The following is a 25,890-nucleotide window of genomic DNA, read 5'->3' as shown; positions in this document are numbered from 1 at the left end:
CTGCCACAACGACCGAAAGACTTGATATGACGATCCCCGATTTTACATCCCGCCACGCCATCGATCCGCTTGCTGCCGCAGCGATGGGAACCGACGAGCTGCGTCACAATTTCCACATTGGCGGTTTGTTTGCGAGCGATCGCGTCAACCTCACCTATACCCATTACGACCGCATGGTGATCGGTGGGGCGATGCCGGTCGAGGCGGAGCTGACGCTCGAAGCCATCAAGCCGATGGGAACGAAGACGTTTCTCGAGCGCCGCGAGCTGATTGCCGTCAACATCGGCGGGCCGGGGCGGGCCGTCGTTTCCGGAAAGAGCCATGTGCTCGGTCCCCGTGACATGATCTATGTCGGCATGGGGTCGGACGTGGTGTTCTCGTCGGACGACCGGTCGAAGCCGGCAAAGTTCTATCTGTTGTCAGCCCCCGCGCACCGTACTTACCCGACAGCGCTTTTGACGATCGCAGGCGCGAAACGTCTCGATCTCGGCAGCCTGGAAACATCGAACGAACGATCGATCTTTCAGTTCACCAATGGGATCGAGACCTGCCAGCTGGTCGTCGGAATGACGGAACTGAAGGAAGGGTCGGTGTGGAACACGATGCCGGCGCACATCCATGATCGACGCATGGAGGTCTATCTTTATTTCGACCTTCCGGAGCCGGCGCGGGTTTTCCATTTTCTCGGAGAGCCTTCCGAAACCCGCCATATCGTGATGGCGAACGAAGAGGCGGTGCTGTCGCCGGTGTGGTCTATACATTCCGGTTGCGGCACCTCCAGCTATGCCTTCATCTGGGCGATGGCGGGGGACAATGTCGACTACACCGACGCCGACCCGGTCCCGATGGAGACGTTGCGATGAGCGATCTCTCGGCCTTCAGCCTCGACGGCAAGCGCGTGCTGGTTACGGGTGCCAACACCGGGATCGGCCAAGGCATCGCGGTATCGGTCGCCCGGGCTGGCGGCGAAGTGGTCGCGGTCGGACGCTCGTCCATGGCCGAAACAGTCGAAAAGGTCGAAGCGGCGGGCGGCCGGATCCAGCCGTTTGCCTGCGATCTTAGCGATGGAGAGGCGGTCAAAACGTTGCTTGACCGCGTCTGGGGACAGTGCGGCCCATTGGATGGACTGGTCAACAATGCCGGCATCATTCGTCGGTCGGCCTCCACCGAGCTCTCGGAGGCCGACTGGGATGACGTGATCGACCTCAATCTCAAGGCGGCCTTTCTTCTTTGCCAGGCCTATGGCCGAAAACTCCTGGACGAAAAGCGAGCCGGGCGGATCGTCAATATTGCCTCGTTGTTGTCCTTCCAGGGCGGCATTCGTGTCGCATCCTACACCGCCTCAAAACATGGAGTGCTGGGCATTACCCGCATCCTTGCCAACGAATGGGCAAGCAAGGGCATCAACGTCAATGCGATCGCGCCTGGCTACATCGTCTCCAACAACACCGAGGCGCTGCGCGCGGATGCGGACCGCTCAGCGGCAATCCTTGACCGCATCCCGGCCGGTCGCTGGGGCACGCCCGATGATATTGGCGAGGCTGCCGTTTTTCTCTTGGCGCCGGCATCCCGCTACATGCATGGCGCGGTCGTCCCGGTTGATGGCGGCTGGTTGGCGCGATAAATTGCGTTGCTGCCGTCCGGGTAGCGATCAGGCCGGCGCAGAGGTTAGCCTGCGGGCAATGTCGAAAAAGGCGCTGACCAGTTTCCCGTTGCTGCGCTCGCGCAAACAGATGAGTGCTTCGTCCATCAGCATCTCGGGCGCTTCGATCTCGATGGGAATGAGGCGGCTGTCCTGCCCGAACTCCGCCGACGAAACGAAGCCGACCCCGCCGCCGGCGGCGACGATCTCGCGCACCGCCTCACGACCTTCGGCTTCGATGAGCGGCGTCAGTTGCACGCCACATTGCTGCGACATCGTTTCGAGCTTTTGGCGGGTCTTGGAGCCTTGCTCGCGCATGACCAAGGGGTGCTTCACGAGTTCAGCGAAAGTCACCTTTTTCTTGCCTTGCAGCGGATAGTCACGGCTCGCAAAGGCTATGATCGGCGTGGAGTTGAGTTTCAGGATGTCGAAGTCGCTCGATTGCGGGATCTCGCCGAGAACGCCGATGTCTGCCTCATAGGCGTGCAGGCTGGTGATGACGGTTTCGGTGTTGCCGGAATCGATCGACACCTGGACGGTCGGATAGGTGCGCCGGAAAGCGGCAAGGATATGCAGCAGGTGATGGGCGGCATCGGCAACGATCCGAAGTTTTCCCGCTCTCAGCGCCCGTGATTCCGACAAAAGATCCAGGGCCTGCTGCTCGACGTCGAACATGCGGCGGGTGACTTCCAGGAGCTGTTGGCCCGCCTGGGTCAGCGTCACCTGCTTCTTGTTCCGGTTGAAGAGGAGGACATCATATTCCTCCTCGAGCTTGCGCACCTGATCCGAGACTGCCGGCTGAGTAAGGAAGAGCGCTTCGGCGGCACGCGAGAAACCGCCGTGGATGGCCACGTTATGAAAGGCGCGGAGCTGGACATAGCGCATGCGTACGACGCCTTCTTGAATAGATTTGAACGATAGTTTGATTAAAACGAACGATTTGATTTATGTAAAGCGGGCGCGGATAGTTTTCGGATTCCACCTCTATCCGGAGCGCGCCTCATGAACCTCCCGGCCGTCGTCCTCGAGCTTGCCGCCGCCACCGTCCTCTTGCTCTACGCCGTCAGCCTCGTGAAGAAAGGTGTTGAGGCGGCGGCAGGCGACATCGTCGCGCGTACCGTCGGTGGCGCCGGTGGACGACCGCGTGCGGCCATCTGCGGCTGCGCGGTTGCCATTGCGCTGCAAAGCTCGACGGCGGTCGCCATGCTTGCCGCCGGTTTTGCCGTCAGCGGCGCGCTGGCGCTTGATACCGGCCTGGCGGTGCTGCTTGGTGCCGATCTCGGCTCGGCGCTTGTCGTCAAGATCCTGTCCTTCGACTTGCATTGGCTGGCGCCGCTTCTGATCGCCGCTGGCGGTCTTGCGCATCTGAAGGCATCGACCCGCAAGTCCGTCGAGACCGGGCGTGCAGTGCTCGGCATCGGTCTGCTGCTGCTCTCGCTGCAGATGATCGGCCATGCGACGCAGCCGCTCTCTCAGAGCCCGATGCTGCCTTCCGTCGTCGCTTTCGTCGGCAAGGATGCCTTGAGCGTGATGATCCTTGCCGCCTTCTTCACTTGGGCGCTGCACTCCAGCGTGGCAGCGATCCTGCTGATCCTGACCTTTGCCGTGAAGGGCATCGTGCCCCTGGACGTCGGCATTCCCCTGGTGCTCGGCGTCAACATCGGCGGCGGGCTCATCGCGCTGTGGCTGACCCGCGGTCTGCCGGTCGAAGGCCGACGCCTGCCGCTTGGTAATCTCCTCTTCCGCGCCCTGTTCGCCGCAGCGATCTTCGGACTCTTTTCGCTGCATTCCCCGTTCGACTGGCTTCCTGGGGAGACTGTGGCCGGCAAGCTGGTCAATCTGCATGTGCTCTTCAACGCTGCCCTGGTTCTCGTCGGGGTGATTTTCTGCGGCCCGATGGCGCGCCTCGTTCGGTTGCTCATGCCGGAGGCCGCCGGTGCCAATGATCGTGCGGCTCATGTCAGTGCGCTTGACCCGGCGCTGATCGACAAACCGGCGCAGGCGCTGGCGGCCGCGGCACGCGAGGTGTTGCACATGGGCAATCTTATCGCCCGGATGCTGGAGCCCGTCATGACCGTCATTCACGCGCCGACACCGCAGGCGGTCAAGGCGCTCAGAAGCATCGATGGCGACATCCACGTGGCCCATAGCGCAATCAAGCTCTACATCGCCGCCGTCAACCGCGGCATCCTGACCGAAGAGCAATCGCGGCGCGGCATCGAACTCACCGAGGCAGCGATCCATCTCGAATATGCCGGAGACGTCGTCGCAAAGAGCCTCCTGCAAATGGCCGAGGAGCGGCTTGCGGGCGCAGGGACCTTCTCGCAGGAGGGATGGCGTGAACTCACCTTGCTGCATGCGGCCGTGTCTTCCAACGTCAGGCTGGCGGCCAATCTTCTCGTCTCCCCGGACCCGGTGATCGCGCGCGAAATGGTTCGGCAGAAGGAACATGTGCGTCGCCTGGTCGAAGAAAGCAGCAAGTGCCATCTGGAGCGGCTTCGGCAGGGCATCGCGACCAGCATCCTGTCGAGCGACATGCATCTCGAGATCGTTCGGGCGCTGAAGGAGGTCAATTCGCTGGTGACGACGATGGCCTATCCGCGCCTGCGCGAGAGCGGGGACCTCCTGGAAAGCCGGCTCGTGCCTGCTGCTTAGATATATAAATTGAAACGATAGATTGATACAAAAGAACGATTTTACAGATAGATGTTTCCGCCCCATTGTCGTTCTCGAACACGCCAACCGCGAGGACGGACAATGCCAAACACCGCTTCTGAAAGAACCATCGCGCCCCTGGAAACACCGAGGCTGGGCGAGCCCTATCTCTTGACGCCCGGCCCGCTAACCACGGCCTATCGGGTTAAGGAAGCCATGCTGCGGGACTGGGGTTCCTGGGATGGCGATTTCCGGGCAATGACCGCCAAGCTTCGCCAGGAACTGCTCGAGATTGCCGGCGATGCCAAGGGCGAGTTCGATTGCGTGCCGATGCAGGGCAGCGGTTCGTTTTCGGTCGAGGCGATGCTCGGCAGCTTCGTCCCGAAGGACGGCCGTGTGCTGGTGCTGATGAACGGCGCCTATGGCAAGCGCATCGCCCAGACGCTTTCCTATCTCGGTCGTGACCATGTGACGATCGACAAGGGCGACTACATGCCGCCACGCGGTCCGGAGGTTGCAGCAGCGCTCGATGCCGACCCTGGAATCACCCATGTCGTGATCGTCCATTGCGAAACGAGCTCCGGCATCCTCAACCCGTTGAAGGAGATTTCCGACACAGTCTATTCCCGCGGTCGCAAGTTGCTCGTCGACTCCATGAGCGCCTTCGGCGCAGTGCCGGCCGGTATCGGCGATTTCCGCTACGAGGCGATCGTTTCTTCCGCCAACAAGTGCATCGAGGGTGTGCCGGGCTTCGGCTTCGTTATCGCCCGCAAGAGCGAACTGGAGGCAGCCAAGGGGCGCAGCCATTCACTCAGCCTCGATGTGCATGCCCAGTGGGACTACATGAACAAGACCGGCCAGTGGCGCTTCACGCCGCCGACCCACGTTGTCGCGGCGTTCCTGGAGGCCTTGCGTCTGCATCGGGAAGAGGGCGGTGTCGCCGGTCGCGGAGCCCGTTATGCCCGCAACCGCGACGTCATGGTCGCGGGCATGCGCGAGGCCGGTTTCGAGACGTTGCTTGCCGACCAGTGGCTGTCGCCGATCATCGTCACCTTCTTCAGCCCGGCCCACCCGGCCTTCGCCTTCGACCGCTTCTACGACCTGATGAAGGACAAAGGCTTCATAATCTACCCGGGTAAGCTGACGGTGGTCGACAGTTTCCGCGTCGGCTGCATCGGTCGCATGGACGAGCATGTCATGCGCCGCGTGGTCGAGGCCGCCCGCAACTCACTCTCCGAAATGGGCGTCGACAGCGCCGCTCCCCCGGCCGTCGCCCTTGAAGAACGTCGCCGTCTCGCTGCCTGAACTGAGGAAATTACGATGAACAAGATGTCCAAGATCACCGTTACCGCCAACCGTCGCACCTATCCCTGGCCGAATGTCCCGGCCATCGCCATCTGCCTCGACGGCTGCGAGCCGGCCTATCTCGACGAAGCCATCAAGGCCGGGCTGATGCCGACGCTCGAGCGCATCCGCAAGACCGGGACGGAGCGCACCGCGCTCAGCGTTATCCCGAGCTTCACCAATCCGAACAACCTTTCCATCGCTACCGGCCGGCCGCCGGCGATCCACGGCATCTGCGGCAACTATCTCTACGAACCGCAGACGGGTAACGAAGTGATGATGAACGATCCACGCTTCCTGCGCGCCCCGACCATCTTCAAGGCATTCTACGATGCGGGTGCGAAGGTCGCCGTGGTGACGGCGAAGGACAAGCTCAGGGCGCTGCTCGGCCACGGGCTGAAGTATGACGAGGGCAGGGCCATCTGCTTCTCGTCTGAAAAGGCGGACAAGACGACCGAGGCGGAAAACGGCCTCGACAATGCCTCGGCCTGGCTCGGTCGCGCTGTACCGGAAGTCTATTCGGCCGATCTCTCCGAATTCGTCTTTGCCGCCGGCGTCAAGCTGCTCAAGGAATTTCGGCCGGATGTCATGTACCTGACGACCACCGACTATGTGCAGCACAAATATGCGCCGGGCGTACCCCAGGCGAACGCCTTCTATGAGATGTTCGACAAGTATCTGACCGAACTCGACGCGCTCGGCGCGGCCATCATCGTCACGGCCGACCACGGTATGAAGCCGAAGCACAAGGCGGACGGTTCGCCGGATGTCATCTACGTGCAGGACCTGCTCGACCAATGGCTCGGCAAGGACGCCGCGCGCGTCATCCTGCCGATCACCGACCCCTATGTCGTGCATCACGGCGCGCTCGGCTCGTTTGCCACGGCCTATCTGCCCGAAAGTGCGGACAAGGAGGAGATCATCGAGCGGCTGCAGGCGATCGAAGGCATCGACGTCGTGCTCTCCCGCCCGGAAGCCTGCGTACGCTTCGAGCTGCCCGACGATCGGATCGGCGATCTCGTGCTGATCTCCTCGGAAAACAAGACGCTCGGCACCAGCGAACATCGCCATGATCTGGCGGCGCTGAACGAACCGCTGCGCTCGCATGGCGGCCTGACCGAACAGGCGGTGCCTTTCATCGCCAACCGCAAACTGCCCGAATTGCTGACATCCGCGTCGTTGCGCAATTTCGATGCGTTCTACTACGCGCTCGTCGCAGCCGCCCAGACAACGCACTAGGGAGGGAGCGATGACCAAGGTGGAAACAGCATTTGCAATTCGCCACGAGCCCATGCGGATCGCCGGCAAGACAGTCGATACCGAAGGGCGCATCGAGGTGCGCTACCCTTTCAACGATGCGGTGATCGGCACGGTGCCTGCGGGCAGCGCCGAGCATGCGCGCAAGGCCTTCGAGATCGCGGCCGCCTACCAGCCGAAGCTGACGCGTTACGAGCGTCAGCGCATCCTGCTCAAGGCTGCGGACCTGCTCGTTGCCCGCAAGGAGGAGATCTCTGATCTGATCACGCTGGAGCTCGGGATCTCCAAGCAGGACTCGCTCTACGAGGTCGGCCGCGCCTTCGACGTGCTGACGCTCTCGGGCCAGATGTGCATTCATGACGACGGCGAGATCTTCTCCTGCGACCTCACACCACACGGCAAGGCGCGCAAGATCTTCACCACGCGCGAACCGCTCAACGCCATTTCGGCGATCACGCCGTTCAACCATCCGCTCAACATGGTGGCACACAAGGTCGCGCCGGCGGTTGCGACGAACAATTGCGTTGTGCTCAAGCCGACAGAACTGACGCCGATGACGGCGCTTATCTTCGCCGACATTCTCTATGAGGCCGGCCTGCCGCCGGAAATGCTCTCGGTCGTGACCGGCTGGCCCGCCGATATTGGCATGGAGATGATCACCAATCCGAACTTCGACCTCATCACCTTTACCGGCAGCGTTCCAGTCGGCAAGCTGATCGCGGCCCACGCCCACTACAAGCGGCAGATCCTGGAGCTCGGCGGCAACGACCCGCTGATCATCCTCAACGATCTGTCGGACGACGATCTCGCAAGAGCCGCGGATCTGGCCGTTGCCGGCGCGACGAAGAACTCCGGCCAGCGTTGCACCGCTGTGAAACGCATCCTCTGCCAGGAGAGCGTTGCCGACCGCTTCGTGCCGCTGGTGCTCGAGCGAGCGAAAAAGCTGAGGTTCGGCGATCCGATGGACCGGGCGACGGACCTTGGCACGGTCGTCCATGCCAAGGCGGCGGAAGTCTTCGAGCGGCGGGTGCACCGGGCAGCGGAAGAAGGGGCGGAGATCCTCTACGATCCCGGCCGTAAAGGCGCCCTCTTGCCGCCAATCGTTGTCGACCGCGTTAAGCATTCGAGCGAACTGGTGATGGAAGAAACCTTCGCGCCGATCATACCGATCGTGCGCGCGCCCGATGATGACGACGCGCTGATCGCGCTCTCGAACTCAACCGCCTTCGGCCTTTCTTCCGGCGTCTGCACCAATGACTTCCGGCGAATGCAGAAATACATCGCCGGGCTGAAGGTCGGCACGGTCAACATCTGGGAAGTGCCGGGTTACCGGATCGAGATGAGCCCCTTCGGCGGCATCAAGGATTCCGGCAACGGCTACAAGGAAGGCGTCATCGAGGCGATGAAGAGCTTTACCAACGTCAAGACATTCTCCTTGCCATGGTGATTTCAAGCGTTTCCCCCGCTGATTCACCCCTCTGGGAGCCGCCATGGCGGCTCCCTTTTTATTTGCTCCCGCAGCGTCGCGGGGCTCTGCGCGACGCGCAATCTTAGATCTGCTCCTTCATCCGGCAGATTGTGCGAAATCGTATCGAAACCTGCCGCCGCCTTGGTCAAGCGCGGTTTCCATGCCCAGTTCTGCGGCAGAACATCCATAGTTTTTTTCTTCTAATCGATAAGAATAATAAATTTTACTTACAGGAAACCGCTGCGCAGAATGTTTCCCGAAGCCGATCACAACAGGGCAACGACAAGATTGTCCGCCGCGCTTCCCCGGTTTTACCAGGACCTCAGAGGAGAACTTCAATCATGAACAGACGCATGCTCTTTGTGCTTGCCGGCGCCGTTTCCGCTGTGCTTCCTGCCATCGCTGCCGCTGAAACGCAGCTCACCGTCTACACCGCCGTCGAAGCCGTCGACCTCGACCGCTACAAGGCGACCTTCGAAAAGGCCCACCCGGACATCAAGATCAACTGGGTGCGCGATTCCACAGGCGTCATGACCGCCAAGCTGCTTGCAGAAAAGGACAATCCGCAGGCCGATGTCGTCTGGGGGCTCGCTGCAACCTCGCTGCTTCTCTTGAAGACCGAAGGCATGCTGGAACCTTACCAGCCCAAGGGCGTCGAGACGCTCGACCCGAAATTCGTCGACAAGGACACGCCGCCGAGCTGGGTCGGCATGGACGCCTATGTCGCGGCTCTTTGCTACAACACGGTCGAGGGCGAAAAGCTCGGCCTCAAGCCGCCGACGAGTTGGAAAGACCTGACGAACCCCGAATACAAGGGCCACGTGGTGATGCCGAACCCGGCATCCTCGGGCACCGGTTTCCTCGACGTCTCCGGCTGGATGCAGATGTGGGGCGAGGAGAAGGCCTGGGACTACATGGACAAGCTCCACGAGAACATCTCCGCCTACACCCATTCCGGCTCCAAGCCGTGCAAGATGGCAGGCGCCGGTGAAGCCGTCATCGGCGTGTCCTTCGAGTTTCCGGGCGCCAAGGCCAAGAGTGCCGGTGCACCGATCGACATCATCTTCCCCGCCGAGGGTTCGGGCTGGGAGGCCGAGGCAACCGCAATCATCGCTGGCACGGCAAACCTCGAAGCCGCAAAGACGCTCGTCGACTGGTCGGTCACCAAGGAAGCGAACGAAATGTACAATGCCGGCTATGCCGTCGTTGCCTATCCGGGCGTCGCCAAGCAGGTCGAGCACCTGCCCGACGACATCGCTTCCCGGATGATCGTCAACGACTTCGAGTGGGCCGCAAACAACCGCTCTGACATCCTCAAGGAATGGCAGAAGCGTTACGACGCCAAGTCTGAACCGAAGAGCTGAGCCTGATCGGCTGGGCGCAGCGCCTTTGCGCTGCGCCCGATCGCATTTCTCGGAAAGAAAATCCCTCAAGCCAGCGGAGCTTGCAGATGAGGCATGCCCTGTCGATCGAACCGACGCCCACCAGCCGTCAGCACTTCGCCGATGACGCGGCCGCGGAGCCGGCCCCCTACTTGCAGATCTCGGATCTCTGGAAGACCTATGGCGATTTCGTCGCGCTTCGCGACATTTCGCTGTCGATTGCCAGGGGCGAGTTCGTCTGTTTTCTCGGCCCGTCCGGCTGCGGCAAGACGACGTTGCTGCGAGCCATCGCCGGTCTCGACCTGCAGACGCAAGGCACCATCCTGCAAGACGGCCGCAATATCTCGACGCTGCCGGCTTCCCGCCGCGACTATGGCATCGTCTTCCAGTCTTATGCGCTCTTTCCCAATCTGACGATCGAGCAGAACATCGCCTTTGGCCTGGAAAACACCGGCCGATCGAAGGCGGGGGTCGCATCCCGGGTCGCCGAACTCTTGGAAACGGTCGGCCTTTCGGCGCACGGCAAGAAGTATCCGGCCCAGCTTTCCGGTGGCCAGCAACAGCGCATCGCGCTTGCCCGCGCCATCGCCATCTCGCCGGGGCTATTGTTGCTCGACGAGCCGCTGTCGGCACTCGACGCCAAGGTTCGCGTGCACCTTCGCCATGAGATCAAGGCGCTGCAGAGAAAGCTCGGTGTGACGACCGTCATGGTGACGCACGACCAGGAGGAGGCCCTCGCCATGGCCGACCGGATCGTCGTCATGAACCACGGCGTCATCGAGCAGGTCGGCTCGCCGACCGAAATCTACCGTCATCCCGAAACGCTGTTCGTCGCCGACTTCATCGGCGAGACCAATCAGTTCGAAGCCCGGGTTCTTGGAGATGACGAAGTCGAGATCGGCCACTCCGCCTTTTGCTGTTCGACGGAGGATTTTTCCGCCGGCCATGCGGCAACGGCGGTCGTCCGCCCGGTCGACATCATTCCCCACGGAGCCGATGCCCATGCCGTCAACGCCAGCGACCGGCCGGCCACACCGCAGAACCTGATCGATGCCGAGGTGCGCGAGATGGAGTTCCTCGGCATGTTCTGGCGCACGCGCCTGACGGCCCCGCGTCTCGGCGAGCGCACGCTGGTTGCCGACTTCTCCGTCAACGCGGTGAGACGCCTCCGGATCGAAACCGGCGGCGCCATCCAGGTGGAGATCCCGCGCGAACGCCTGCTGCTCTATCCGAGGGGGGCTGGACGATGAACATGGTTCTGGAAGCACCCCACCTTCCCCTGATCGGCAAGCGGCTGCGCCAGGAATCCTCCAAAGACGACCGCATCAAGCTCGGCTTCATGGCAGTCATCGGGCTATATCTGGTCGTCGCGCTTGGCGCGCCGCTCTTCGTCATGCTGTCGAAGTCGCTGTCGACCTACCGGTTCGAGCTTTCGGCTTTCGAGTTCCAGGTGAGCGACGAGACGGGGGCGAACTGGGGGCCGGTCGTCACCGCCGAAGACCTGAACCGGGAACTCGGGGCGGTGACGGAAGCCGAGCTTTCCAGCAGTTCCGACGGACGGCTCGCGGCCACAAAATTATTCCCGGATTTCAAGTTCCGCAGCCCCGTTCACTACCGTATTCGCGGCACGAACGACGATGCCGCCTTCCTGGTCGGCTCCACCCTCGAAAAGGGGACTGAGTGGCGGGACTATGATTCCGGTACCTTCCGGCGCGTCGTGCTGCGACCCGCGCGCGCTCTGGGTTTTACGAACTTCACGACCTATTTCTCGACGCCGGCGCTTGCGCAGTCGATCTACAATTCCGTGCTGATGGCGGTGATCAGCACGGTGTTCACGATCTCGGTCGCCTTTGCGCTTGCCTACGGCCTGACGCGCAGCTGCATGCCGCTCAAAGGGCTTTTCCGCGGCATCCTGACGATCCCGATCCTGGTGCCGTCACTCTTGCCGGGCATTGCACTCGTCTATCTCTTCGGCAATCAGGGCATCTTCAGGGATTGGCTTTTTGGCTATTCGATCTACGGGCCGATCGGCATCGTCATCGGCTCTGTTTTCTTCACCCTGCCGCATGCCTTCCTGATCATCCTGACGGCGCTCTCGATTGCCGATGCTCGCCACTATGAGGCGGCCGCATCGCTCAAAGCCAGCAAATGGCGGACCTTCACGACCGTCACGGTGCCCGGCGCGCGCTTCGGCATCGTCTCTGCGGCCTTCGTCGTCTTCACGCTTGTCATCACCGATTTTGGCCTGCCCAAGGTGATCGGCGGACAATACGGCATGCTCGCCGTCGACATTTACAAGCAGGTGATCGGCCAGCAGAACTTCGAGATGGGCGCGGTCGTTTCCGTCATCCTGCTGGTGCCGGCGGTGCTTGCCTTTTACGTCGACCGGCACATGCAGAAGCGGCAGGTAGCGCTTCTGTCGGCGCGCGCCGTGCCCTATCAGCCGAAGCCCAATGCCCGCATGGACGGTCTGTGCTTCACCTTTGCCTGCTTCGTCAGCCTCTTCATCCTCGGCATGATCGCCATGTGCCAGATCGCAGCGGTGGTGAAGTTCTGGCCCTATGACCTGACGCTGACAGCCAAGAATTTTGCCTTCGACCTGATGGACGGTGGCGGCTGGGCCGCCTATGGCAACTCGATCCGGCTCGCGCTTTTGACGGCACTCTTCGGTTCGATCGTCGTCTTTGCCGGCGCCTACATGGTGGAGAAGGCCGATGGCTTCCGCTTCGGCCGTGGCCTCTTTCACTTCCTGGCGATGATGCCGATGGCGGTGCCCGGCATGGTGCTCGGCCTTGCCTATATCTTCTTCTTCAACAACCCGGCCAATCCGCTGCACCCGATCTACGGCACGATGACGATCCTCGTCGTCTCGACCGTGACGCACTTTTATACCGTCGCGCACCTGACCGCGCTGACGGCGCTGAAGCAGATGGACCCGGAGTTCGAATCCGTCGCCGCGTCGCTGAAACAGCCCTTCCACCGGCTGTTCTTTCGGGTCACGGTGCCGGTCTGCCTGCCGGCGATCCTCAACATCGCTATCTATCTCTTCGTCAATGCGATGACGACCGTCTCGGCGGTGGTGTTTCTCTACTCGACCGACACCAAGCTCGCGTCAGTCGCCGTGCTAAACATGGACGACGCCGGCGATATAGCGCCGGCCGCGGCCATGGGCATGATGATCTTTTACACTAATGTTGCGGCCAAACTTGTCCACGCGCTGATCGCGCGCGGTCTGCTCGCGCGCACCCAGGCTTGGCGCTAACCCGCAACCAGCCCTTCGCAAAGCGCCGCCGTCCTTCGTTCTGAAGGACGGCGGCGCTTTTGTCCGCGTCACTCTACGCCACCCGGAGCTCCGCCATCACCACTTTGCGGTCGTTTCCTGCGCGCAGGCGCTCCATCTCGTTGAGACGCGAACGCTGCGGCGTAAGGCCGTAGCGTTCGCGGTAGGTGCGGGAAAAGTGCGAGGCGGTGGAAAAGCCGCAGGCGACCGCGATTTCGATGACCTGAAGCGACGAGGTTATGAGCAGCAGGTGAGCGCGCTCGAGCCTGAGGTCGAGATAGTAGCGCGCCGGCGTGCGCCCCATTTCTCTTCGAAACAGGCGCTCGATCTGGCGCCGGGAAAGTCCGGTCGAGGGCCACATGTCGGCGAGCTTCAATGGCTCGGCAAGATTTGCCTCCATCTTTTCGATGACACGGATCAATAGAGGGTTGTCGATGCCGAGACGTGCCTGCAACGGTAATCGCTGGCGCTCGCCGGTCTCACGCAGCCGCTCGCAGAGTGCCGCCTCGCAGATACGGGTGGCCACGTCCCGACCAAGGTCCTCTTCGATGATGTGCAGGAACATGTCGAAGGGCGCGTTGCCGCCGGCGCAGGTATAGATCCCGCCGTCGATCTCAAAGGCGGTCTGGCGCGGGTCCGCGATGAAGAACCGCTCGGAGAAGTCTGGAAAGTGTTCCCAGTGAACGGCGCAGCGACGCTCATCGAGCAGCCCCGCGCGCGCTAGGCAGTAGACGCCGCCGCCAAGCCCGGCGAGGCGCGCGTTGCTGCGAGCGCCTGATCGCAGCCAGGCCTCCAGGGCCCTGTCGGCCGATGGCTTCTTGCGGCCGCCACAGATGACGATGAAGCCCGGATCTGCATCGCGGCCAAACCGGTTGCGTTCGGCCGAGAGCGGCGCCGCTACCGGAATGCCCGTGCCGCAGGATGAAACGGCGGGTGCTCCATCCGCCGCTACAAGGTGCCACCCGTATACCGGGCGGCCGGCCACGTCATTGGCGAGGCGTAGCGCTTCGATCGCCGCGGAGAAGCCATGGAGGGTAAATCCATCGAGCAGGTAGAAGGTGAAGTGGCGAGCCTGCGTACATGGCTGTTGCATTGTCTCTTCCTGAGGGCGTCGAAGTGGTGCGCGGAAAGAATAGTTACATTATGCAACATATTGGACCGTTGCCAATCCCGTTAAAACGAGGATCCGAAGAAATCCGCTCGAAATCCGTGCGGGTGAGGGGCTACTACGCGTGCGCTGCGGCGTGGACAGCCGTTGCAGCTTGTCAAATGGACAAAAATGGACACAGATAGTCACATGTCAGAACAACAAAACGCCCGCGCTCTTGCTCCACGCCGTCACGGCGAGATCCTCAGGCGGCTTGCAGCCGACGGTACCGTTGGTATCACCGAGCTTGCGGATTTCTTCGATGTTTCGCGTCAGACCATCAGGCGCGATCTGAAGCTTCTTGCCGATCGCGGCCAGCTCGATCTTGTCCATGGCGGCGCCACCCTGTTCGAGCCGACGGAAGCGGCCTTCGTCGAGCGGCGGGAGGAGAATGCCGGGCCAAAAGCGCTGATCGGTCGTGCAGCAGCAGGTCTCGTGCGCGACGGCATGGTGATCTTCCTTGATTCCGGCACGACGACGCTTGCTGTGGCCCATGCCCTGACTGGGCGAAAAAACTTAACGATTTGCACGACTTCGCTATCGATCGCCTTGCTGATGTGCCGACAGCCCCAGGTGCGCGTTCATATGCTCGGCGGCGAAATCGATCCGGATGAAGAAGCGGCCATCGGTATCGATGCGCTCGAGGCGATCAGCCATTTCCGCGTCGACGTCGCGTTCTTAGGCGGCGGGGGCCTGTCGCCCGATGGAGAGGTGACCGACTTTACCCGCAGCGGCGCCGAGCAGCGCTCGCGCATGGTGGCAACGGCGGCCAAAGCCTATTTCGTACTCGACAGTTCCAAGTTCGGACGGCTGACGCCGCTTCGCATTCCCCGCTTCGAAGCCGCCGCCGGAGTGATTGTTGACCGACATCCGCCGGAGGCGATCCGCGAGGCGCTCGAGCGCAAAGGTCCAGCCCTGGTCGTTGCAGAACAACAAATGTAATCTTTTGTAACTTTATGTCTTGTTCTTTGTCTACGTTTTGTTACCGTGCGGCCTTCCATGGGTTCGGGAGGTCGTTTCATGGCGCAGGAATTTCCAACACAGGCACAGGTCGTCATCGTCGGCGGCGGTATTATAGGCTGCTCGGTCGCGTATCACTTAACCAAGCTCGGCTGGAACGACGTCGTTTTGCTGGAGCAGGGGCAGTTAAGCGGCGGCACCACCTGGCATGCGGCCGGTCTCGTCGGTCAGTTGCGCAGCCACGCCAACATGACGGGCCTCATCAAATATTCGACCAAGCTCTATAGCGAGCTTGAGTCCGAGACCGGCCTTGCCACGGGCTGGAAGAATTGCGGCTCGCTCTCGGTTGCCCGCACGCAAGACCGCATGACCGTGTTGAAGCGCACGGCGGCCTCTGCTCGCGCCCAAGGCGTCGCGATCGAGGTGATCTCGCCGAAGCAAGCGCAGGAGCTCTGGCCGGTCATGGCGATCGACGATCTCGTCGGCGCCGTCTGGCTGCCGGGCGACGGCAAGGCCAATCCAACAGACCTCACGCAGTCGCTCGCCAAAGGCGCCCGCAATCGCGGCGCCCGCGTGATCGAGCGCGTCCGGGTCACAGGCATTTCGACCAAAAACGGCGTCGTCACCGGCGTCGAAACCGATCGGGGGGCCATTGCCGCGGAGATCGTCGTCAACTGTGCCGGTCAATGGGCACGCAAGGTCGGCCAGATGTGCGGCGTCACCGTGCCGCTGCACTCGGCCGAGCACATGTATATCGTCACCGGCCGCATCGAGGGCGTACATCCTGACCTGCCGGTCATGCGCGATCCGGACGGCTACATCTATTTCAAGGAGGAAGTCGGCGGGCTCGTCATGGGTGGCTTCGAGCCGGAAGCCAAGCCCTGGGGCATGGCAGGCATTCCCGACGATTTCGAGTTCGCCCTCTTACCTGACGATTGGGATCAGTTCGAAATCCTGATGCACAATGCGCTGCAGCGCGTGCCGCAGCTTGAAACATCCGAGGTGAAGAAGTTTTACAACGGCCCGGAGAGTTTTACCCCGGACAACAATTTCATTCTCGGCGAGGCGCCCGAACTAAAGAACTTCTTTGTCGGCGCAGGCTTCAACTCCATGGGGATTGCCAGCGCCGGCGGGGCAGGTCGAGCCCTTGCCGAGTGGATCGTAAACCGCGCGCCGACCATGGATCTTTGGCCGGTCGATATCCGTCGCTTCGCGGGCTTCAACAACAATCCGCGCTGGCTTCACGATCGCGTCAAGGAAACGCTCGGTCTGCACTATGCGATGCCTTGGCCGAACCGGGAGCTGGATACGGCACGCCCCTTCCGCCGTTCGCCTCTCTACGATCGGCTTGCCGCCAAGGGCGCGTGCTTCGGTTCGAAAATGGGATGGGAACGGGCCAACTGGTTTGCTGCGGAAGGCGAGCGCCCCGTCACCGAGTATTCCTTCGGTCGGCAGAACTGGCATGAAGCGGTCAAGCGCGAGATGAAGGCAACGCGCGAGGCCGCCGGCATTTTCGACCAGACCTCCTTCGCCAAGCTGCTTGTGCAGGGGCGGGATGCGGCAGCAGCGCTTAACCGCATCTGCGCTGCCGACATCGACGGCGAGATCGGCCGTTCTGTCTATACCGGACTCTTGAACGCGCGGGGCGGCTACGAGAGCGACCTGACCGTCATGCGACTTGCGGCCGATCGCTTCATGCTGATCACAGGTTCGGCCCAAGCGGTGCATGATGCGGACTGGATCCGCAAGAACCTTGCCGCGGACGCCCACGTGACTTTGACCGACGTGACGTCGTCCTATGCAGTCCTGGCGCTGATGGGACCGAAATCGCGCGACATCCTCTCGAAGCTTACCTCGGCGGATATCTCGAACGAGGGCTTTCCCTTCGCGACTATCCGCGAGATCGATATCGGTTACGCCACGGCCCTTGCCAACCGCATGACCTATGTCGGCGAACTCGGCTGGGAACTGATCGTGCCGACAGAATTCGCTGTCGGTGTTTACGAGGCGCTGCACGAGGTCGGTCGCGCCTTCGGCCTGACGGATTGCGGCTACTATGCGCTTGAGGCTTTGCGGCTGGAGAAGGGCTACCGCGCCTGGAGCCGGGAACTGACGCCCGACATCAACCCCTACGAGGCTGGTCTTGGCTTTGCGGTTGCTCTGGGAAAACCCGGCGGCTTTGTCGGCCACGATGCGCTCGTGGCCGCAAAGACCAAGGGCCTGCCCTCGCGCCGCATCGTTCAGTTTACCCTGGACGATCCCTTGCCCATGCTTTGGGGCGGCGAACTGATCCTGCGTGCGGGAAAACCGGTCGGCGAGGTCCGCTCCGCCGCCTACGGTCACACGCTTGGGCGTTCGGTCGCACTCGGCCTGCTTGAAAACCCTGAAGGCGTGGACAAAACGTTCCTCGAGGGGGAGCGCTTCGAGATCGATCTTGCAGGCATTCGCTATGCCGCGACGGTGCATCTGGCCCCGGCATATGATCCGCGTGCGCTGAGGGTCAAGATTTAGACCATCTTTTCGCGATGCGACGAATTGCGCGTGTTGATCTTCCCGCGAGCCCGTCTAGGCGGGCTCGCGTTCCAGCAAGAGCTTTGCCGTTTGCCAGAGGTCCTCGACCCTGCGGCTGCGCGTCGCGGCGTGACGGTAAAGCCGAATTTCGAGGTCGAGATTCCAGCCCTTATCCGTAGAGGCGGGTACGAGGCCACCGGCATCGATCGCGTCACGGGCAAGGCTTTCGGGCAACCAGCAGACGCCGGCACCCGACATCGCCATGTTCATCAGCCCGGCACTGATCGTGTTTTCATGCGTCGTGCGGCGCCGGAAGGGCGGGCGCCGCAGCATGAGACGCGAAAGGGCGACCCCGAAGAACGAATTGAACCCGTAGCTCAGATAGGGAATAGCGAGCCGCGGCTGCGCCACAGCCCGGTCGAGAATATTCAGCCCCGGTAGCGTACCATCGGGGATAGAGACGTTTGCGGCGGCGAGCGGGATCAGCCGATCATGGGCGATCGTCAGCGACGAGAATTGTGCGCGGTCGAGATGGAATGGCACCTCCGAATGCGCATAAGTCAGGAAGAAATCCGCCTCGTCACCGATGAGGGCGTCAAGATTGGCCTCGATGCCGCCGCGGTCGGGCATCAGCGAGGTGCTGAAAGCGCCACCTGCGTTTTCGAGCAGTTTGAGCCAGCCAGGGAAGATCGTTACCGTCAGCGTATGGAGCGCGGCAAAGCGGATGAGGCCTTCTTCGTGAGACGGGCGTAGCGATTCGCGCGCTGCATAGAAGGTTCGGATTGCCTCCTGCGCTATGGGCAGGAAATTGCGACCTGCCGGCGTCAGTTCCGCCGGCATGGTGGCGCGGTTGATCAGCGTTGCCCCGAGCCAACGCTCCAACTGTTTGATGCGGCGGCTGAACGCCGGCTGAGTCACGTTGCGCAACTCGGCAGCGCGCGAAAAACTCCACGTGTCGGCGAGGGTCACGAAGTCCTCCAGCCACTTGATCTCCATGCCCAGATCTCCCCTGCGTTGCAGCTGAGGGGATCATAAGTCGTTGGAAAGAAATCGCTATGCCGATATTGCATCAGCCTTTGCTAAAAGCGAATTAGCCAAACCCCGACAAACCTTCCACGTTGCGCCCAAGGCAAACAGTTCTGATTTCGAGGCAGCGAGGAGGCTCACGAAATCAGGCTGATAACAAAAGGGGGATTGTTAATGGCCTTCCAGCTTCACGCTGATCTTATTCTGCACAACGGCCGAATCTGGCGAGGCAGGGAGGAGGGGATCAGCGAGGCCGTTGCCATTTGGCAGGGCAAGGTTCTGGCCACCGGCAGCGATGCCGAGATGGCGAGCCTCAAGGGGCCCCATACCAAGGTGATCGATCTCGAAGGCCGTTTTGCCAGCCCCGGTCTTATCGACAATCACCTTCACCTGATCTCCACCGGCATCACCATGGGCTGGGTCGACGCGACCCCTGCCGCTGCGCCGACGCTTGCCGCCCTTATGGAGAAACTTGCCGAACGCGCGGCCGTCACGCCGAAGGGCGCATGGGTGCGGGCACGGGGCTATGACCAGGTCAAGCTCGATGTCGGCCGGCATCCGACCCGCGAGGAACTCGACCGCGCCGTACCGGATCATCCCGTGCTGCTGACGCGCGCCTGCGGCCATGTGGCCATCGCGAATTCGCTGGCGCTGAGCCTGGCGGATGTCACCGAGGCGACGCCGGTGCCGGACGGCGGCGTAATCGGCACCACGGACGGGCGCCTCAACGGGTTCCTGGCGGAAAACGCGCAGAACCTCATCAAGACGGCTATTCCCGAGGTGACGACGGAGGAGTTGATCGACGGCATCGAGCGGGCAGGGCGCTATCTTCTGTCGCTCGGCATTACGAGCTGCATGGATGCGGCGGTCGGCCAACTTGCCGGCTTTGCGGAAATCCAGGCTTATGAGATGGCCAAGCTTTCCGGCCGCCTGCCGGTGCGCGTCTGGCTGACACTGCTCGGCGATCCCGGCGTCTCGATCGTAGAGGATTCCTGGCGTGCCGGGCTCATTTCCGGTGCGGGCGACGACATGTTGCGCGTCGGGGCCGTGAAGATCTTCCTCGACGGCTCGGCCGGCGGGCGCACCGCATGGATGTCGAAGCCCTATCTTGGTGAGCCCGACAATATCGGCGTACAGATGCTGCCGGATGCCGACGTCGAGGCGATCGTCAAATCCTGCCACGACCGGGGCTATCAGATGGCTTGCCACGCCATCGGCGACGGTGCGATCGAGCAGCTGATCACGGCCTACGAAAAGGCGCTGGCCGGTAATCCCGATCCGGATCGGCGCCATCGCATCGAGCATTGCGGCTTCTCGAGCCCGGAGCAAGATCGGCGCATGAAGGCGGCAGGCATCCTGCCGGCGCCGCAGATGGCCTTCATCCACGATTTCGGCGACAGCTACGTTTCCGTGCTTGGTGAGGAACGGGGCAAGGCCTCCTACCAGATCGGCACCTGGATGCGCATGGGTCTCAAGCCCTCGACCGGCTCGGATTCGCCCGTCTGCTCGCCCGATCCCTTCCCGAACCTTCACGCCATGATCACGCGCAAGACCGGCAAGGGTACCGTGATGGTGGAGGCGGAAAAGCTGAGCCGCGAGGAAGCGTTGCAGGCCTACACGGAATACGGCGCCTATTCTCAGAAGGCCGAAGACGTGAAGGGCAGGCTTGTGCCGGGACAATGGGCCGACATCGCCGTCTTCGACAACGACCTCTTGGAGGCACCGGCCGATACCATTCTCTCAGGCACACGCTGCCTGATGACCCTGCTTGCAGGCCGCGTCGTGCACGACGCACGCTGACGACCTGAAAGACCAATCAACACAAAGCCGAAAACGGCACGAGAGGGAAAACAGCATGCTGAAAAGATTGACATTGGCCGCAATGCTCGGCCTCGGGGTGGCAACCGGAGCGCTGGCTGCCGGCGAACGCCACGGCGGAACGCTCGTCTTTACCGCACCCTATGGCTCGAGCTTCGCCACGCTCGACGTTCAGGCAAGCCCGAACACCCAGGAGGAATTCATCACCCAGGCGATCCACCGCGCGCTCTACAGCTGGGATTCGATCCAGAACAAGCCGGTCCTGGAACTCGCTAGCTCGGAAGAGGTGTCCGAGGATGGTACGGTGCACACCTATCGCCTGCGCGAAAATGCCGTCTTCCACAACGGCAAGCCACTGACGGCCGACGACATCATCTACAGCTACAAGCGCATCGCCAACCCGAAGAACGCCTTCCCGGGCGCAAGCTACATTGCCGTCATCAAGGGTGCGGATGCGTTCATCGCCGGCAAGGCTGAGGAGATTTCCGGTCTCAAGAAGATCGACGACCACACGCTGGAGATCACCTATACCGGACCGATCAACCCCGGCTTCCCGCTGATGCAGAACACGACGGTGATTTATCCGTCTGATGTCAAGGATGAATCGAGCTTCGCCAAGACCCCCGTTGGCCTCGGCGCCTTCGTCTTCAAGGAGCACGTGCCGGGATCGCAGGTCGTTGTCGAAAAGTTCGACAAGTACTACGAAGAGGGCAAGCCCTATCTCGACCGCATCAACATCGTGCTGATGGCCGAGGACGCCGCGCGCGACGTCGCGTTCCGAAACAAGGAAATCGATGTCTCGATCCTTGGCCCGACCCAATACCAAGCCTATCAGGGTGAAGACGCCTTGAAGGATCACCTGCTCGAAGTTGCCGAGGTCTATACGCGCAACATCGGCTTCAACCCGGCCTTCGAACCCTTCAAGGACAAGCGGGTCCGCCAGGCGATCAACCATGCGATCAATGCGCCGCTGATCATTGAACGGCTCGTCAAGAACAAGGCCTACCCCGCCTCCGGCTGGCTGCCGCTGTCTTCGCCGGCCTTCGACAAGGACAAGGTGCCCTACGCCTTCGATCCAGAGAAAGCGAAAGCGCTCCTGGCGGAAGCAGGCTATGCCGATGGCTTCGAGTTCGAAGTCACGGCGAGCCCGAACGAAAGCTGGGGCGTGCCGATCGTTGAAGCCATCCTGCCGATGCTGAAGAAGGTCGGCGTCACCGTGAAGCCGAAGCCGGTCGAAAGCTCGGCGCTTGGCGATGCCGTGACGTCGAACAACTTCCAGGCCTTCATCTGGTCGAACCTGTCCGGTCCCGACCCGCTCAATGCACTGCGTTGCTTCTATTCCAAGACGGCGCAGTCCGCCTGCAACTACGCGAGCTATGCGAGCCCGGATTTCGACAAGCTCTATGAGGCGGCCCAGCAGGAACGCGACCCCGCCAAGCAGAGCGATCTGCTGCGCCAGGCCAACAACATCGTGCAGGACGATGCGCCGGTCTGGTTCTTCAACTACAACAAGGCGGTCATGGCCTACCAGCCCTGGATCCACGGCCTTGTCCCGAACGCCACGGAACTGGCGGTCCAGCCCTATGACGAGATCTGGATCGACGACACGGCGCCGGACGCACGCAAGTAAGCCCTGAGAGGTTCGGGGCGGCTTCGGCCGCCCCACACATCAGTTGTCCCACCCAACCGGGTGGCCAAAATGGAACCGCTCATGCTTCGTTTTACCCTGCGCCGCATTCTGCAGGTCGTCCCGACGATCGTCGTGGTGGCGCTGCTGATCTTCGTTATCTTCTCCGTCGTCCCCGGTACCTTCGCGGCCAGTCTCTTTGCCGACGGAAAGCGTGCCGCCGATCCGCAAATGATCGCTCGCCTCAATGAGGAGTTCGGTCTGAACAAGCCGCTGATGGAGCGCTTCGTGACCTATGTTACGGATCTCGCCCAGTTCGATCTCGGCACCAGTTTCCGCACCCGCCAGCCGGTCATTGACCTCATCAACGACCGGCTGGGCGCCTCGCTTCAGCTGGCCGTCGCCGCCATGGTCTTCGCCATCGTCGTCGGCGTGCCGCTCGGCTTTCTTGCAGCACTCAGGCCCGGTTCGATCCTCGATACGGTGACGATGATCGGGGCGGTTTCGGGCCTCTCCATGCCGCAGTTCTGGCTCGGCCTTCTGATGATGTATCTCTTCGCCCTGCAACTGAACTGGCTGCCCAGTTTCGGTTACGGCGACGGCTCGTTTCGAAACCTCATCCTGCCGGCCGTGACCCTCGGCGTCACGCCGCTCGCGCTGCTGGCGCGCACCACCCGGGCGGGCGTGCTCGACGTTTTGAACGCCGACTTCATTCGCACCGCCCATTCCAAAGGCATGAGCGAGGCGAAGGTGGTGCGCTGGCACGTGGCGCGCAATGCGCTGGTGCTGATCGTCACCACGGTCGGCCTGCAGTTCGGCTCGCTGATCGGCCAGGCCGTCGTCATCGAAAAGCTGTTCGCCTGGCCGGGCATCGGCTCGCTGCTGGTCGACAGTGTGGCGATCCGCGACATTCCCGTGGTGCAGGGCACGATCCTCGTCATCGTGCTGTGGTTCCTGATCATCAACACCGCCGTCGATCTGGTCTATGCCGCGATCGACCCGCGCATCAAGCAGGAGTGACGACCGTGCGCCTCGGCTTCAACTTCTGGCTCGGTGCGACGCTGACTGCGCTCGTCATCTTCGCCGGTGTCCTTGCCCATTGGATCGCGCCCTTTGACCCCGTGCTCGATGCGGACTTGATGAACTCCGAACTGCCGCCGGACGCCACCTTCTGGTTCGGCACGGACGGGCAGGGACGGGACGTCTATACCCGCATTCTTTACGGCGCGCAGATCTCGCTGACTGTTGGCATCGTGTCGCAGGTGATCAACTCGATCATCGGCGTCACGCTCGGCATGACGGCCGGCTATTGGGGCGGCTGGTGGGACGATCTGGTCAACGGCCTGACCAACGTCATGCTCGCCATCCCCTCGTTGATCTTCGCGCTTGCCGTCATGGCGGTGCTTGGCCCCGGCCTGCCGTCGCTCTTGATCGCGCTTGGCCTCACCAACTGGAGCTGGACCTGCCGCATCGCCCGGTCTTCGACGCTCTCGCTGAAATCGCAGGGCTACGTGCAGGCGGCCCAGACGCTGGGCTATGGCGACCTGCGCATCATGTTCACGCAGATCCTGCCCAATATGATGGGGCCGATCCTCGTCATGGCGACGCTCGGCATGGGCTCGGCGGTGCTGTCAGAGGCGGCGCTCTCCTTCCTCGGCCTCGGCATCCAGCCGCCATTCCCGAGCTGGGGTTCGATGTTGACCGATGCCCGCCAACTCATCCAGCTCGCCCCCTGGGCGGCGCTCTTCCCTGGCCTTGCCATCTTTCTTTCGGTGCTCGGCTTCAACCTTCTCGGCGATGGTCTGCGTGACAGCCTCGATCCGCATATGAGGACGCGCAAGCCATGACCGCGCCGCTTCTCGACATCAAGAACCTGCGGCTTGGCGTTTCGCTCGGCCGTTCCAGCTACCATCCACTGCTCAAGGGCGTCTCGTTCCAGATCATGCCCGGCGAGGCCTATGGCCTCGTCGGCGAATCCGGGTCCGGAAAATCGGTCACATCGCTTGCCGTCATGGGCCTTTTGAAACGGCCGCTTGCCGTTACCAGTGGCGAGATATTGTTCAAGGGGCAGAACCTGCTGGCGTTGCCGAAACGCGAGATGCGGCGCCTGCGCGGCAATCGCATCGCCATGATCTTCCAGGAGCCGATGACGGCGCTGAACCCGCTTTCAACGGTCGGGCGACAGATCGCCGAGATGTTCGTGCTACATCAGGGAAAAAGCTGGGCGGAAGCCGAAAAGCTCGCCGTCGAAGCGCTCGGGAATGTGCGCGTGCCCAACCCTGATCGCCGTGCCAGGAACTATCCGCACCAGATGTCCGGCGGGCTGCGCCAGCGGGTGATGATCGCGATGGCGCTTGCCTGCAGCCCGGACCTGTTGATCGCCGATGAGCCGACGACGGCACTCGACGTAACCGTGCAGGCCGAGGTGCTACGCCTCATCAAGGAACTCTGCGCGGCGCGCGGGACGGCCGTCCTCTTCATCAGCCACGACCTTGGCGTCATCGCCAGCATCTGCCAGCGCGTCGGCGTGATGTATTCGGGCTGCCTCGTCGAGGAGAACGAGACGCGGGCGCTCTTTGAAAGCCCGCGGCACGAATACACCCGCGGCCTGCTCGGCGCCCTGCCGCGCCTTGGCAGCCGCAGCGAACATGGGCGGCAGCGGCTCGTCGACATCGACAGCATCATCGCCGACCGCTCGAAGCTGACGGAAAGCCGCTTCATCGCGCCACGCGAACGGGAAGGGAGCCAGCCATGACCGCGCCGCTGCTTCAGGTGGACGATCTCCATGTCCGTTTCCCCATTTCCGGCGGCGGCCTGCTCGGCAAAGGACGGCGTACGCTTCACGCCGTCAACGGCATCAGCTTCGAGCTTGCCAAGGGCGAATGCCTGTCGATCGTCGGTGAATCCGGTTGCGGGAAATCGACGACGGCGCTTTCCATTCTCGGCCTGCAGGAACCGACTGAGGGCATGATCCGCTATCGCGGTCAGCCGCTCGCGGGGCCCGGCGCGCCGCAACGGATGGACCGGGCGAAAGCGGTGCAGATGGTGTTCCAGGATCCTTATGCCTCGCTCAACCCCCGCCAGTCCGTGCGCACCTCGCTTGCAGCACCGCTGCGGCTGCACGGCATTACCGCCGCCTCGGAAATCGAAGGCCGCATCGAGGCGATGCTCAAGAATGTCGGCCTGACGCCCGAACAGGCCAAACGCTATCCGCACGAGTTCTCCGGCGGCCAGCGCCAGCGTATCGGCATAGCCCGCGCGCTGATCCTCGAGCCTGAGATCGTCGTGCTCGACGAGCCGGTCTCGGCCCTCGACGTGTCGATCCGTGCGCAGATCATCAATCTGCTGCTCGACCTTCAGGAAAAACTCGGCCTCTCCTATCTGATGATCAGCCACGATCTGAGCGTGGTGGAACATATGAGCGACCGGGTGCTGGTGATGTATTTCGGCGAAGTCGTGGAAGAGGGCGGCTGGCGCGAGATTTTCGAAGTCCCCACCCATCCCTACACGCGCCGCCTGATCGCCGCCATTCCCGATCCGGATGCTGCGCTGAACCCGGCGGAAAGGCAGGCGAGCGACGCCACCGTGCCGCAACTTGCCGGCCGCAGCTTCGTTTCCGATGGCAGCACCGCGCCGGATGTTTTTACCGCGCCTGTTCGATCCGAACTGATCGAGATCGGCGGGAACCATAGGGTTCGGATGGCTTTGGCCTAACCGATGGAATGCGCTGAGCGAAGCCCCGTTCCGCCCCGCGGCAAAGATAGGCTAGGTTG

21 protein-coding genes are annotated in these 25,890 nt (G+C 62.3%); 17 read left to right on the top strand and 4 right to left on the bottom strand.

What is annotated here, in order from left to right; all coding sequences use genetic code 11:
- The first annotated feature begins 26 nt into the window (after positions 1–26).
- On the top strand, positions 27–863 hold the full coding sequence (kduI, locus tag IB262_RS29275) for a 5-dehydro-4-deoxy-D-glucuronate isomerase (RefSeq protein ID WP_060581367.1): 837 nt from the start codon (positions 27–29) through the stop codon (positions 861–863).
- Entirely contained in the window at positions 860–1,624 is a 765-nt protein-coding gene (gene kduD / locus IB262_RS29270; RefSeq protein ID WP_192494052.1) for a 2-dehydro-3-deoxy-D-gluconate 5-dehydrogenase KduD, read from the top strand. Before kduI ends, kduD begins: the two co-directional genes overlap by 4 nt.
- Positions 1,625–1,651: 27 nt before the next feature.
- On the opposite strand, the gene IB262_RS29265 is transcribed toward kduD, so the two are convergent.
- Positions 1,652–2,527 (bottom strand): LysR substrate-binding domain-containing protein, encoded by an 876-nt coding sequence (locus tag IB262_RS29265; RefSeq protein ID WP_034794762.1) that lies wholly within the window; start codon positions 2,525–2,527, stop codon positions 1,652–1,654.
- 117 nt (positions 2,528–2,644) lie between these two features.
- Between IB262_RS29265 and IB262_RS29260 the strand changes: the two genes are divergently transcribed.
- From IB262_RS29260 to phnY, 4 genes are all read left to right on the top strand, one after another.
- Positions 2,645–4,297 (top strand): Na/Pi cotransporter family protein, encoded by a 1,653-nt coding sequence (locus IB262_RS29260; RefSeq protein ID WP_034794759.1) that lies wholly within the window; start codon positions 2,645–2,647, stop codon positions 4,295–4,297.
- A gap of 102 nt (positions 4,298–4,399) precedes the next feature.
- Positions 4,400–5,602 carry a 2-aminoethylphosphonate--pyruvate transaminase gene (locus IB262_RS29255; RefSeq protein WP_060516642.1) on the top strand — a complete coding sequence of 401 codons (1,203 nt, stop codon included), beginning with the start codon at positions 4,400–4,402 and terminating at the stop codon, positions 5,600–5,602.
- 15 nt (positions 5,603–5,617) lie between these two features.
- Positions 5,618–6,880: a phosphonoacetate hydrolase gene (phnA, locus tag IB262_RS29250; protein ID WP_034794753.1), complete on the top strand. Its 1,263-nt coding sequence runs from the start codon at positions 5,618–5,620 to the stop codon at positions 6,878–6,880.
- Between the two features lie 10 nt (positions 6,881–6,890).
- Entirely contained in the window at positions 6,891–8,345 is a 1,455-nt protein-coding gene (gene phnY / locus IB262_RS29245; protein ID WP_034794751.1) for a phosphonoacetaldehyde dehydrogenase, read from the top strand.
- Positions 8,346–8,368: 23 nt separating this feature from the next.
- Here phnY and IB262_RS29240 read toward each other — a convergent pair whose 3' ends face one another.
- The gene (locus IB262_RS29240) at positions 8,369–8,554 is read right to left on the bottom strand and encodes a hypothetical protein (RefSeq protein WP_060516634.1); all 186 of its coding nucleotides are present in this window, start codon (positions 8,552–8,554) and stop codon (positions 8,369–8,371) included.
- Between the two features lie 165 nt (positions 8,555–8,719).
- On the opposite strand from IB262_RS29240, the gene IB262_RS29235 reads away from it, so the two are divergent.
- The 3 genes from IB262_RS29235 to IB262_RS29225 all read left to right on the top strand — a co-directional run bounded on the left by IB262_RS29235 (position 8,720) and on the right by IB262_RS29225 (position 13,010).
- Positions 8,720–9,730, top strand: coding sequence for a putative 2-aminoethylphosphonate ABC transporter substrate-binding protein (locus tag IB262_RS29235; RefSeq protein WP_089045783.1), 1,011 nt, complete (start codon positions 8,720–8,722; stop codon positions 9,728–9,730).
- A gap of 86 nt (positions 9,731–9,816) precedes the next feature.
- On the top strand, positions 9,817–10,998 hold the full coding sequence (locus IB262_RS29230; protein WP_192494051.1) for a putative 2-aminoethylphosphonate ABC transporter ATP-binding protein: 1,182 nt from the start codon (positions 9,817–9,819) through the stop codon (positions 10,996–10,998).
- A gap of 2 nt (positions 10,999–11,000) precedes the next feature.
- Complete coding sequence (locus IB262_RS29225; protein WP_034794741.1) at positions 11,001–13,010, top strand: putative 2-aminoethylphosphonate ABC transporter permease subunit; 2,010 nt, start codon at positions 11,001–11,003, stop codon at positions 13,008–13,010.
- Positions 13,011–13,083: 73 nt separating this feature from the next.
- Here the strand turns inward: IB262_RS29225 and IB262_RS29220 are convergent, their stop codons facing one another.
- On the bottom strand, positions 13,084–14,121 hold the full coding sequence (locus IB262_RS29220; protein WP_034794738.1) for a GlxA family transcriptional regulator: 1,038 nt from the start codon (positions 14,119–14,121) through the stop codon (positions 13,084–13,086).
- Positions 14,122–14,325: 204 nt separating this feature from the next.
- Between IB262_RS29220 and IB262_RS29215 the strand changes: the two genes are divergently transcribed.
- Both IB262_RS29215 and IB262_RS29210 read left to right on the top strand, forming a co-directional pair.
- Positions 14,326–15,117 carry a DeoR/GlpR family DNA-binding transcription regulator gene (locus IB262_RS29215; RefSeq protein ID WP_034794735.1) on the top strand — a complete coding sequence of 264 codons (792 nt, stop codon included), beginning with the start codon at positions 14,326–14,328 and terminating at the stop codon, positions 15,115–15,117.
- A gap of 78 nt (positions 15,118–15,195) precedes the next feature.
- Positions 15,196–17,646: an FAD-dependent oxidoreductase gene (locus IB262_RS29210; protein WP_192494050.1), complete on the top strand. Its 2,451-nt coding sequence runs from the start codon at positions 15,196–15,198 to the stop codon at positions 17,644–17,646.
- 54 nt (positions 17,647–17,700) lie between these two features.
- Here IB262_RS29210 and IB262_RS29205 read toward each other — a convergent pair whose 3' ends face one another.
- Positions 17,701–18,642, bottom strand: a complete 942-nt coding sequence (locus IB262_RS29205) for a LysR family transcriptional regulator (RefSeq protein ID WP_034794728.1) — start codon at positions 18,640–18,642, stop codon at positions 17,701–17,703.
- Between the two features lie 204 nt (positions 18,643–18,846).
- Between IB262_RS29205 and IB262_RS29200 the strand changes: the two genes are divergently transcribed.
- The 6 genes from IB262_RS29200 to IB262_RS29175 all read left to right on the top strand — a co-directional run bounded on the left by IB262_RS29200 (position 18,847) and on the right by IB262_RS29175 (position 25,831).
- Positions 18,847–20,472, top strand: a complete 1,626-nt coding sequence (locus tag IB262_RS29200) for an amidohydrolase (RefSeq protein ID WP_060516619.1) — start codon at positions 18,847–18,849, stop codon at positions 20,470–20,472.
- 55 nt (positions 20,473–20,527) lie between these two features.
- Positions 20,528–22,120, top strand: a complete 1,593-nt coding sequence (locus tag IB262_RS29195) for an ABC transporter substrate-binding protein (RefSeq protein ID WP_060516616.1) — start codon at positions 20,528–20,530, stop codon at positions 22,118–22,120.
- A gap of 81 nt (positions 22,121–22,201) precedes the next feature.
- On the top strand, positions 22,202–23,137 hold the full coding sequence (locus IB262_RS29190; RefSeq protein WP_034794719.1) for an ABC transporter permease: 936 nt from the start codon (positions 22,202–22,204) through the stop codon (positions 23,135–23,137).
- 5 nt (positions 23,138–23,142) lie between these two features.
- Positions 23,143–23,964 carry an ABC transporter permease gene (locus IB262_RS29185; protein ID WP_034794912.1) on the top strand — a complete coding sequence of 274 codons (822 nt, stop codon included), beginning with the start codon at positions 23,143–23,145 and terminating at the stop codon, positions 23,962–23,964.
- On the top strand, positions 23,961–24,872 hold the full coding sequence (locus tag IB262_RS29180; protein WP_192494049.1) for an ABC transporter ATP-binding protein: 912 nt from the start codon (positions 23,961–23,963) through the stop codon (positions 24,870–24,872). Before IB262_RS29185 ends, IB262_RS29180 begins: the two co-directional genes overlap by 4 nt.
- Positions 24,869–25,831: an ATP-binding cassette domain-containing protein gene (locus IB262_RS29175; RefSeq protein ID WP_034794701.1), complete on the top strand. Its 963-nt coding sequence runs from the start codon at positions 24,869–24,871 to the stop codon at positions 25,829–25,831. Before IB262_RS29180 ends, IB262_RS29175 begins: the two co-directional genes overlap by 4 nt.
- Positions 25,832–25,890 lie beyond the last annotated feature (59 nt).

Source organism: Ensifer sp. ENS02 (assembly GCF_014851885.1).
Taxonomy (GTDB): domain Bacteria; phylum Pseudomonadota; class Alphaproteobacteria; order Rhizobiales; family Rhizobiaceae; genus Ensifer; species Ensifer adhaerens.
Note: the sequence above shows the minus strand (reverse complement) of the source record. Positions and strands in the feature narration are given on the sequence as shown.

Bases quoted from the DNA above. Each gene is read 5' to 3' on its own strand.
- kduI (WP_060581367.1), top strand. From the start codon at position 27: ATGACGATCCCCGATTTTACATCCCGCCACGCCATCGATCCGCTTGCT.
- kduD (WP_192494052.1), top strand. From the start codon at position 860: ATGAGCGATCTCTCGGCCTTCAGCCTCGACGGCAAGCGCGTGCTGGTT.
- IB262_RS29265 (WP_034794762.1), bottom strand. From the start codon at position 2,527: ATGCGCTATGTCCAGCTCCGCGCCTTTCATAACGTGGCCATCCACGGC.
- IB262_RS29260 (WP_034794759.1), top strand. From the start codon at position 2,645: ATGAACCTCCCGGCCGTCGTCCTCGAGCTTGCCGCCGCCACCGTCCTC.
- IB262_RS29255 (WP_060516642.1), top strand. From the start codon at position 4,400: ATGCCAAACACCGCTTCTGAAAGAACCATCGCGCCCCTGGAAACACCG.
- phnA (WP_034794753.1), top strand. From the start codon at position 5,618: ATGAACAAGATGTCCAAGATCACCGTTACCGCCAACCGTCGCACCTAT.
- phnY (WP_034794751.1), top strand. From the start codon at position 6,891: ATGACCAAGGTGGAAACAGCATTTGCAATTCGCCACGAGCCCATGCGG.
- IB262_RS29240 (WP_060516634.1), bottom strand. From the start codon at position 8,554: ATGGATGTTCTGCCGCAGAACTGGGCATGGAAACCGCGCTTGACCAAG.
- IB262_RS29235 (WP_089045783.1), top strand. From the start codon at position 8,720: ATGCTCTTTGTGCTTGCCGGCGCCGTTTCCGCTGTGCTTCCTGCCATC.
- IB262_RS29230 (WP_192494051.1), top strand. From the start codon at position 9,817: ATGAGGCATGCCCTGTCGATCGAACCGACGCCCACCAGCCGTCAGCAC.
- IB262_RS29225 (WP_034794741.1), top strand. From the start codon at position 11,001: ATGGTTCTGGAAGCACCCCACCTTCCCCTGATCGGCAAGCGGCTGCGC.
- IB262_RS29220 (WP_034794738.1), bottom strand. From the start codon at position 14,121: ATGCAACAGCCATGTACGCAGGCTCGCCACTTCACCTTCTACCTGCTC.
- IB262_RS29215 (WP_034794735.1), top strand. From the start codon at position 14,326: ATGTCAGAACAACAAAACGCCCGCGCTCTTGCTCCACGCCGTCACGGC.
- IB262_RS29210 (WP_192494050.1), top strand. From the start codon at position 15,196: ATGGCGCAGGAATTTCCAACACAGGCACAGGTCGTCATCGTCGGCGGC.
- IB262_RS29205 (WP_034794728.1), bottom strand. From the start codon at position 18,642: ATGGAGATCAAGTGGCTGGAGGACTTCGTGACCCTCGCCGACACGTGG.
- IB262_RS29200 (WP_060516619.1), top strand. From the start codon at position 18,847: ATGGCCTTCCAGCTTCACGCTGATCTTATTCTGCACAACGGCCGAATC.
- IB262_RS29195 (WP_060516616.1), top strand. From the start codon at position 20,528: ATGCTGAAAAGATTGACATTGGCCGCAATGCTCGGCCTCGGGGTGGCA.
- IB262_RS29190 (WP_034794719.1), top strand. From the start codon at position 22,202: ATGCTTCGTTTTACCCTGCGCCGCATTCTGCAGGTCGTCCCGACGATC.
- IB262_RS29180 (WP_192494049.1), top strand. From the start codon at position 23,961: ATGACCGCGCCGCTTCTCGACATCAAGAACCTGCGGCTTGGCGTTTCG.
- IB262_RS29175 (WP_034794701.1), top strand. From the start codon at position 24,869: ATGACCGCGCCGCTGCTTCAGGTGGACGATCTCCATGTCCGTTTCCCC.